Consider the following 8,177-nt stretch of genomic DNA (forward strand, 5'->3'; position numbering starts at 1 on the left):
CCATCGACCATCCGCTCCTCGCCCATGTCAACCAGATCGTAATAGAGCGCCCTTGTGACCTTGGCCCAGAGCTCGGCGCGAACGTGCAGATACGGCGTCAGCCCGCCGTCCCTGGCCTGCTCGAAACGCAGCCGGTGCGTGGCATCGCAGGTGACCCAGTCGTCGACATTGGTGCGGAAGCGCAGCACGCGATGGTTGCCCTCGCCGTCCTTCTGCATCTCGACCGCCATGAAGGGCGCGTCGTCGACCCGGATGCCGACCTTCTCCACCGGCGTGACCAGGAAATGCTTGTCGCCCTCGCGCTTGAGGATGGTCGAGAACAGCCGCACCAGAGCGGGGCGCCCGATTGGCGTCCCCAAGTAGAACCAAGTACCATCGGAGGCGATTCGGATGTCGAGATCGCCGCAAAACGGCGGATTCCACAGATGCATCGGAGGCATCCCCCTCTTGGCGCCTTCGGCATTGGCAGCACTTTTGGCGGCGGCAGTCAGCCCCTCAAGACCGCGATCGGCGCTCTGCCCTTGGTTCGCCATGGTTTGCCCTGACTTTGTCCTTTGGCACGATTGGTGCAAGTCTGACTTGTACGTCTACGTTGTAATCGGGTGCACGGTTCCACCCCGGATTAGTCCGGTGGGGGAGGTCGCCACTTCGTGATGCCGTACATAACCCGAAGCCGATAAGGTGGGGATAGGTTAATTCAACGAATACATGGCCTTCCTGCAAGTCTAGCATAGGCCCATGAGTTGACGTGATGATCTGACGTGATGATCCGTGACGTGGTGACGTGACGGCGCAAGCAAGCCGCGTGGCAGGCTGAAGGAGCTAAACGGATGGCGGAGAGTGTCGAGAAACTCGAGGACGGGATCGTTCGTTCGGCCGAGCAGGTGTCGAGCCAGATTCGCGCGGCGAAGGATGCGATCGCGTCCGTCATCTTCGGCCAGGATCGCGTGATCGAGAACACGCTGGTCACCATCCTCTCCGGCGGCCATGCGCTGCTGATCGGCGTGCCCGGCCTTGCCAAGACCAAGCTGGTCGAGACGCTCGGCGTGACGCTCGGTCTCGATGCCAAGCGCATCCAGTTCACGCCCGATCTGATGCCGTCGGACATTCTCGGCGCCGAGGTGCTGGATGAGAGCACCGCGGGGAGGCGCGCCTTCCGCTTCATCGCAGGTCCGGTGTTCGCGCAGCTCTTGATGGCGGACGAGATCAACCGCGCCAGCCCGCGCACGCAATCGGCGCTGCTGCAGGCGATGCAGGAGCAGCACATCACCGTGGCCGGCGCGCGCCACGATCTGCCGAAGCCTTTCCACGTGCTCGCGACGCAAAACCCGCTGGAGCAGGAAGGCACCTATCCGCTGCCCGAAGCGCAGCTCGACCGTTTCCTGATGGAGATCGACGTCGACTATCCCGATCGCGACGCCGAACGCCGCATCCTGTTCGAGACCACCGGCGCCGAGGAGACGCTGGCGAGGGGTTCGATGACCGCGGACGCGCTGATCACGGCGCAGCGGCTGATCCGGCGCCTGCCGGTCGGCGATTCCGTCGTCGAGGCGATCCTGTCGCTGGTGCGCTCGGCCCGTCCCGGTCCGGACGCCGGCGAAGCCGGCAAGTTCATCGCCTGGGGCCCCGGCCCGCGCGCCAGCCAATCCTTGATGCTGGCCGTGCGCGCGCGCGCGCTGATCGACGGACGCCTGGCGCCGTCGGTCGACGACGTGCTCGACCTCGCCGAGCCCGTGCTGAAGCACCGCATGGCGCTGACGTTCCAGGCGCGCGCCGAGGGCCGCACGATTCCGGACGTGATCCGGCAATTGAAGACACGGATCGGTTGATGGTAGCGGAGAACGGGCACACAGCGAAGGAGATCATCGCGATCCGACGTGCCGATGGCGAAAGCCGCACGCTCGCAGCTTCCTTGCCGCGCCTGGTGCTCGAGGCCCGCCGTATAGCCGCCAACGTCATCCACGGCCTGCACGGCCGCCGCCGCGCCGGCTCCGGCGAGAATTTCTGGCAATACCGACGCTTCGTCTCCGGCGAGCCGGCGCAGAACGTCGACTGGCGCCGCTCGGCGCGCGACGACCATCTCTATGTCCGCGAGCTCGAATGGGAAGCCTCGCACACGGTATGGATCTGGCCGGACCGCTCGCCGTCGATGGCGTTCGCCTCGAAGACCGCGCGCGAGTCCAAGCTCGAGCGCACGCTGATCGTCGCCTTCGCGCTGGCCGAACTGCTGGTGTCCGGCGGCGAGCGCGTCGGCATTCCCGGCCTGATGGCGCCGACCGCGAGCCGCAGCGTGATCGACAAGATGGCGCAGGCGATGCTGCATGACGATGCCGACCGCCTCAGCCTGCCGCCGTCCTTTGTGCCGGCGGCGCTGGCCGAGATCATCGTGCTGTCGGATTTCTGGTCGCCGATCGCGGAGATCAAGACGACGCTCACGGGCCTCTCCGGCTCCGGCGCGCATGGCGCCATGGTGCAAATCGTCGATCCCGCCGAAGAATCGTTCCCCTATTCCGGCCGCGTCGAGTTCGTCGAGCCGGAAGGCTTCGGCGTGATCACCGCCGGCCGCGCCGAGAGCTGGGCGCAGGATTACACCGCGCGGCTCGCGCTGCACCGCGACCAGATCCGCGCCGAGACCAATAAGCTGGACTGGCTGTTCACCACGCACGCCACCGACCGCTCCGCCGCCGAACTGCTGCTGTTCCTGCATGCCGGCATGCAGGTGAGCAAGTCGGGCGCCCGCACCACGACGATCAAGGTGGGGCCGGCCGCATGATGGGACTGCCGCTCGCCTTCACCGAACCGCTGCTCCTGATCGGCCTCGTCAGCCTGCCCGTGCTGTGGTGGCTCTTACGCGTGATGCCGCCGCGGCCGCGCCGCATCGAGTTTCCGCCGACGCGCCTGCTGTTCGACATCGCGCCGCGGGAGGAGACGCCCTCGCGGACGCCGTGGTGGCTGACCGCGTTGCGTCTCCTCGCTGCGGCTCTCGTCATTTTCGCGGCCGCCGGCCCGATCTGGAATCCGCAAACAGGCGCAGCCGACAGCAAGGCGCCGCTGATGATCATGCTCGACGACGGCTGGAGCGCCGCGTCGCACTGGGACGTCAGGATCAGGGCCGCCGACGAGCTGATCGCCAATGCCGAAAACGACCGCCGCGCCATCGCGCTGGTGCCGCTATCCGAGCCGAACCGCGACATCACCCTGATGCCGGCGGGCGCGGCGCGCGTCGCGCTGCGGCAGCTCGCGCCAAAGCCCTATTCGATCGACCGCGTCGAGACGCTGGCCGCGGTCGACCGCTTCCTGAAAGCCACCGGCGACTGCGAGATCGCCTGGCTGTCCGACGGCGTCGACACCGGCCGCGGCGAGGACTTCGTCGCTGGCCTCGGCAAGACCATCGGCGATCGCAGCCTGATCGTGTTCGAAGGCGGCACCTCCTCGCCGCTGGCGCTGGTCGCGGCCGAGAACGCCGCGGCGAAGATGACGGTGAAGGTGCTGCGCACCGACAGCGGCATCGCCATGGGCACCGTGCGCGCGCTGGACCAGAAGGCCTCGCCGATCGGAGAGGCCCGCTATACGTTCGGTCCGCAGGACAAGGAGACCGACGCGGCGTTCGATCTGCCGGTCGAGCTGCGCAACGACATCACGCGGCTCGAGATCTCGGGCGAGCGCTCCGCCGGCGCGGTGCAGCTGCTCGACAAGCGCTGGCGCCGCCGCGCCATCGGCATCGTCTCGGGTGCGACCAGCGAGACCGCGCAGCCGCTGCTGGCGCCGACCTTCTATCTCACCCGCGCGCTGGCGCCGTTCGCCGACGTCAGGCTCGCCGACAAGGGCTCGCCACAGCAGGGCATCACACAATTCTTGGACCAGAAACTGCCGATGATCATCCTCGCCGATGTCGGCACCATCGCGCCGGAGCTGCGCGAGCGCCTCAATGCCTGGGTCGACCAGGGCGGCGTGCTGGTGCGCTTCGCCGGCCCCCGGCTGGCGCAGGCCGAGGACGATCTCGTGCCGGTCAAGCTGCGCAAGGGCGGCCGCACGCTCGGCGGCAGCCTGACCTGGGAGAAGCCGCAGCATCTTGCGACCTTCGCGGCCGACGGCCCGTTTGCCGGCGTCGCTGTCCCCAAGGATGTCACCGTGAGCCGCCAGGTGCTGGCCGAGCCCGATGCCGTGCTCGCCACCAAGAGCTGGGCCTCGCTGGAAGACGGCACGCCGCTGGTCACCGGCGAGCATCGCGGCAAGGGCCTCGTCAGCCTGTTCCACGTCAGCGCCGACATGCGCTGGTCGGATCTGCCGATGTCGGGCACCTTCGTCGAAATGCTCCGGCGGGTCGTCGACATGTCGGGCTACACGTCAAAGCCAGGCCCAGGCGTTGCCAGCGAAGCGACCATCGAGACGGTGGCGCCGCTGCACATTCTCGACGGTTTTGGCGCGTTCGGCCCGCCGCCGGCGACCGCAAAGCCGCTGCCCGCGGATTACCGCGACCGCGCCACGTCAGATCATCCTCCGGGCTTCTATGGCCCGGCCGAAGGACCGCTTGCCGTGAACACACTTGCCAGCGCCGACCGCATCGCCGCGCTCAACACCGCGAGCCTGCGCGCCCGGCACGCCACCTACACCAATGCCGAGCCGCGGGACCTGCGCGGCTGGCTGCTGTCGACGGCGCTCGCGCTGTTCCTGATCGACGCCATCATCGTCGCGGTGCTCGGCGGCGGGATCGCCGCGCTGCTGCGCCGCCGCGCAGCGCCCGCAATGATCGTGCTTGGCCTGCTGTTCGCCTCGCTCTCGCCCGCGCCGTCACGCGCCGACAGCGCCGCGGACGATTTCGCGATGAAGGCGACGTCGCAGACCCGCCTCGCCTATGTCGTCACAGGCAATGCCGACGTCGATTCCATCGTCAGGGCCGGCATGTCCGGACTGACGCTGTTCCTGGCGCAGCGCACCGCGCTCGAGGCCGGCGATCCCGTCGGCATCGACCCCGCGCGCGACGAACTCGCCTTCTTCCCGCTGATCTACTGGCCGATCGTGCCGGGCGCGCCCAAGCCGCCGCAGGACGCCATCAACAAGATCGACGCCTACATGAAGCAGGGCGGCACCGTGCTGTTCGACACCCGCGACGCGATCGAAGCGCCGCCGGGCGCCAACGGCGCCGCGCAGACCCCGGGCATGCAAACGCTGCGCGAGATCCTGTCGTCGCTCGACGTGCCCGAGCTCGAGCCGGTGCCGCGCGAGCACGTGCTGACCAAGACCTTCTACCTGCTGCGCGACTTCCCCGGTCGCTTCGTCACCGGCCAGACCTGGGTCGAGACCCTGCCGCGCGACGAGGACGAGGACAGCGCGCAGCGGCCGGCGCGCGGTGGCGACGGCGTCTCGCCGATCATCATCACCTCGAACGATCTTGCCGGCGCCTGGGCGGTGCGGCCCGACGGCCAGGCCATGCTGCCGGTGACCGGCGGCGACACTCGCCAGCGCGAATTCGCCTACCGCGCCGGCGCCAACATCGTGATGTACACGCTGACCGGCAATTACAAGGCCGACCAGGTGCACGCACCGGCCCTGATCGAACGGCTGGGGCAATAGGATTGAGATGAATTACGGCATCGCATTCACGCCGCTTGTCCCCGCGATCGTGCTGTGGATCGCGCTCGCCGCGATCGTCGTCATCGCGATCGTGCTGCTGGTCGCGCGCGCGCGCGGCGCCGCCGTGCGCGTGGCCGCGCTGGCGCTGTTCCTGCTCGCGCTCGCCAATCCCTCCTTCACCCGCGAGGACCGTGATCCCCTCACCTCGGTCGCGGCTGTCGTCGTCGACAAGAGCCCGAGCCAGAATTTCGGCAACCGCAATCGGGAGGCTGCGCAAGCGCAGGAAGCGCTGGTCGACAGCCTGAAGAAGGTCAAGGGGCTCGAAGTCCGTGTCGTCGAGGCCGGACAGGCCGACGGCGAGACCGACGGCACCAAGCTGTTCGGCGCCCTCGCCTCGGTCTTGTCGGACGTGCCGGTCGACCGGGTCGCCGGCGCGTTCCTGATCACCGACGGCCGCGTCCACGACATTCCGGCCAGCGCCACGGCGCTCGGCTTCCAGGCGCCGGTGCATGCGCTGATCACCGGCCAGAAGGACGAGCGCGACCGCCGCATCGCGATCACCGCGGCGCCGCGCTTTGGCATCGTCGGCCAGACCCAGACCATCAGCTACCGCCTCGACGACCAGGGCGTCACGGGCGAGCGCGCCAAGGTCACGATCCGCAGGGACGGCGAGGTCATCAACGAGCGCACGCTCTCGAGCGGCCAGGCCGCGAGCGTCGACGTCGACATCAAGCATGCCGGCCCGAACATCGTCGAGATCGAGGCCTCGCCGCTCGAGAGAGAGCTGACGCCGGTGAACAACCGCGCCGTCGTCGCCATCGACGGCGTGCGCGACAAGCTGCGCGTGCTGCTGGTCTCGGGCGAGCCGCATTCGGGCGAGCGGACCTGGCGCAATCTGCTCAAGTCCGACGCCAGCGTCGACCTCGTGCATTTCACCATTCTGCGTCCGCCGGAGAAGCAGGACGGCACGCCGATCAACGAATTGTCGCTGATCGCGTTTCCGACCCGCGAGCTGTTCCAGCAGAAGATCAACGAATTCCAGCTGATCATCTTCGATCGCTACGCCCGCCAGGGCGTGCTGCCGATCGCCTATTTCGACAACATCGCGCGCTATGTGCGCGGCGGCGGCGCGGTGCTGGTCTCGGCCGGCCCCGACTACGCCTCCAACACCAGCATCTGGCGCACGCCGCTGGATTCGGTGCTGCCGGCCGAGCCGGTCGGCGTGACGGAAAAACCGTTCTATGCGCATCTGTCCGACATCGGCAAACGCCACCCCGTCACGCGCGCCCTGGAGGGCTCCGCCAGCGAGCCGCCGCGCTGGAGCCGTTTCTTCCGCACCGTCGACACCCGCAATTCCGTCAACCCGCCGGTGATGACGGGGGCCGACGGCAAGCCGCTTCTGTTCCTGTCGCGCTTCGGCGAGGGCCGCGTCGCGCTTCTGCTTTCCGACCACATCTGGCTGTGGGCGCGCGGCTATGAGGGCGGCGGCCCGCATCTGGACCTGCTCAGGCGGATGTCGCACTGGCTGATGAAGCAGCCGGACCTCGACGAGGAGGCGCTGCGTCTGCAGGTGCAGGGCAAGAACCTCGTCGTGGTGCGTCAGACCATGGCCGACAGCGTCCAGCCGGTGAGCGTAACCTCGCCGTCCGGCGCGTCGCAGGATCTGACGCTGAGCCCCGGCGATCCCGGCGAATGGCGCGCCAGCCTTCCCGCGAGCGAGCTCGGCCTGTGGCAGGCTACCGACGGCACGCTGAAGGCGTTGATCAATGTCGGCCCGACCAATCCGAAGGAGTTTTCGGAAGTCACCTCCACCGTCGATACATTGAGGCCGCTGACGCAGGCGACCGGCGGCAACGCCGTGCGCGTGGCGAGCGGCGCCGACGTCGAGCTGCCGCGCATCCTGCCGGTGCGCTCGGCCAGCGTCTTTGCCGGCGACGGCTGGATGGGGGTGCGGATGCGCGACGCCAGCGTCGTCAAGGGCGTCGGCGTGCTGCCGATCTTCGCCGGCCTGATCGGCCTGCTGCTGCTGCTCGGCGCGTTTGCGGCGACCTGGGTCCGCGAGGGGCGTTGATCCAATCGGCTACGGTTCACCTCCCCCCGACGGGGAGAGGTGTTTCGAGTTCTGGGTGCGCACCATTCAACCAAAGCTCATCCCACTCTAGTTGCCCGAACGACACATCGCGCGGCCACCCGCGCGAGATCGCCCGACCGCCGTTGACATAAGCTGACCGTTCCTGCGATGTTACATTATAACATCGCGACGTCAGGGATTGGCGCCTCGCGACGTGGGGGTGGCGTTTCCGGATGAAGTGGTTTCGGTCGAATATCAGGCACGGCGCCCGGCTCGCGTTGTTCGCGATGCTGGTGCAGTTCGCGCTGACGTTCGGGCACAGCCACTGGTTCGCGCAGGCCGCGCCGCTCACCCAATCCTCGCTCCAGCAGACCGACGGCGCCAACGGCGTTGCTGCGGTCGACCGCGCCGCGGTCCAGAAGCAATCGCCCGCCGCTCCCGACCGCGAGCATCAAGGCGAGGACAATTGCGCGATCTGCGCCGTCGTCGCGATGGCGGGCACCGTCATATCGGCGACGCCGCCGGTGCTGCT

6 protein-coding genes are annotated in these 8,177 nt (G+C 68.3%); 5 read left to right on the top strand and 1 reads right to left on the bottom strand.

Features of this window, described 5'->3' with window-relative positions; all coding sequences use genetic code 11:
• Positions 1-533 (bottom strand): DUF1285 domain-containing protein (locus tag IC66_RS0116190; protein ID WP_038948321.1); only part of this gene is annotated, 533 nt, incomplete at its 3' end.
• A 297-nt stretch (positions 534-830) separates the two neighbouring features.
• Between IC66_RS0116190 and IC66_RS0116195 the strand changes: the two genes are divergently transcribed.
• From IC66_RS0116195 to IC66_RS0116215, 5 genes are all read left to right on the top strand, one after another.
• Positions 831-1,829 (top strand): AAA family ATPase, encoded by a 999-nt coding sequence (locus tag IC66_RS0116195; protein WP_018323293.1) that lies wholly within the window; start codon positions 831-833, stop codon positions 1,827-1,829.
• The gene (locus IC66_RS0116200) at positions 1,829-2,773 is read left to right on the top strand and encodes a DUF58 domain-containing protein (protein WP_028141718.1); all 945 of its coding nucleotides are present in this window, start codon (positions 1,829-1,831) and stop codon (positions 2,771-2,773) included. Before IC66_RS0116195 ends, IC66_RS0116200 begins: the two co-directional genes overlap by 1 nt.
• Positions 2,770-5,574, top strand: a complete 2,805-nt coding sequence (locus IC66_RS0116205) for a DUF4159 domain-containing protein (protein WP_038948322.1) — start codon at positions 2,770-2,772, stop codon at positions 5,572-5,574. The genes IC66_RS0116200 and IC66_RS0116205 overlap by 4 nt, the downstream gene beginning before the upstream one ends.
• Before the next feature lie 7 nt (positions 5,575-5,581).
• Positions 5,582-7,645: a membrane protein gene (locus tag IC66_RS0116210; protein WP_028141720.1), complete on the top strand. Its 2,064-nt coding sequence runs from the start codon at positions 5,582-5,584 to the stop codon at positions 7,643-7,645.
• 233 nt (positions 7,646-7,878) lie between these two features.
• Positions 7,879-8,177: DUF2946 family protein (locus IC66_RS0116215; protein WP_038948323.1), on the top strand; the 299-nt coding region annotated here is incomplete at its 3' end.

The organism is Bradyrhizobium genomosp. III (genome assembly GCF_000261705.1).
In the GTDB taxonomy this organism is placed as follows: Bacteria; Pseudomonadota; Alphaproteobacteria; order Rhizobiales; family Xanthobacteraceae; genus Bradyrhizobium; species Bradyrhizobium ottawaense.

Bases quoted from the DNA above. Each gene is read 5' to 3' on its own strand.
- IC66_RS0116200 (WP_028141718.1), top strand. From the start codon at position 1,829: ATGGTAGCGGAGAACGGGCACACAGCGAAGGAGATCATCGCGATCCGA.
- IC66_RS0116205 (WP_038948322.1), top strand. From the start codon at position 2,770: ATGATGGGACTGCCGCTCGCCTTCACCGAACCGCTGCTCCTGATCGGC.
- IC66_RS0116195 (WP_018323293.1), top strand. From the start codon at position 831: ATGGCGGAGAGTGTCGAGAAACTCGAGGACGGGATCGTTCGTTCGGCC.
- IC66_RS0116210 (WP_028141720.1), top strand. From the start codon at position 5,582: ATGAATTACGGCATCGCATTCACGCCGCTTGTCCCCGCGATCGTGCTG.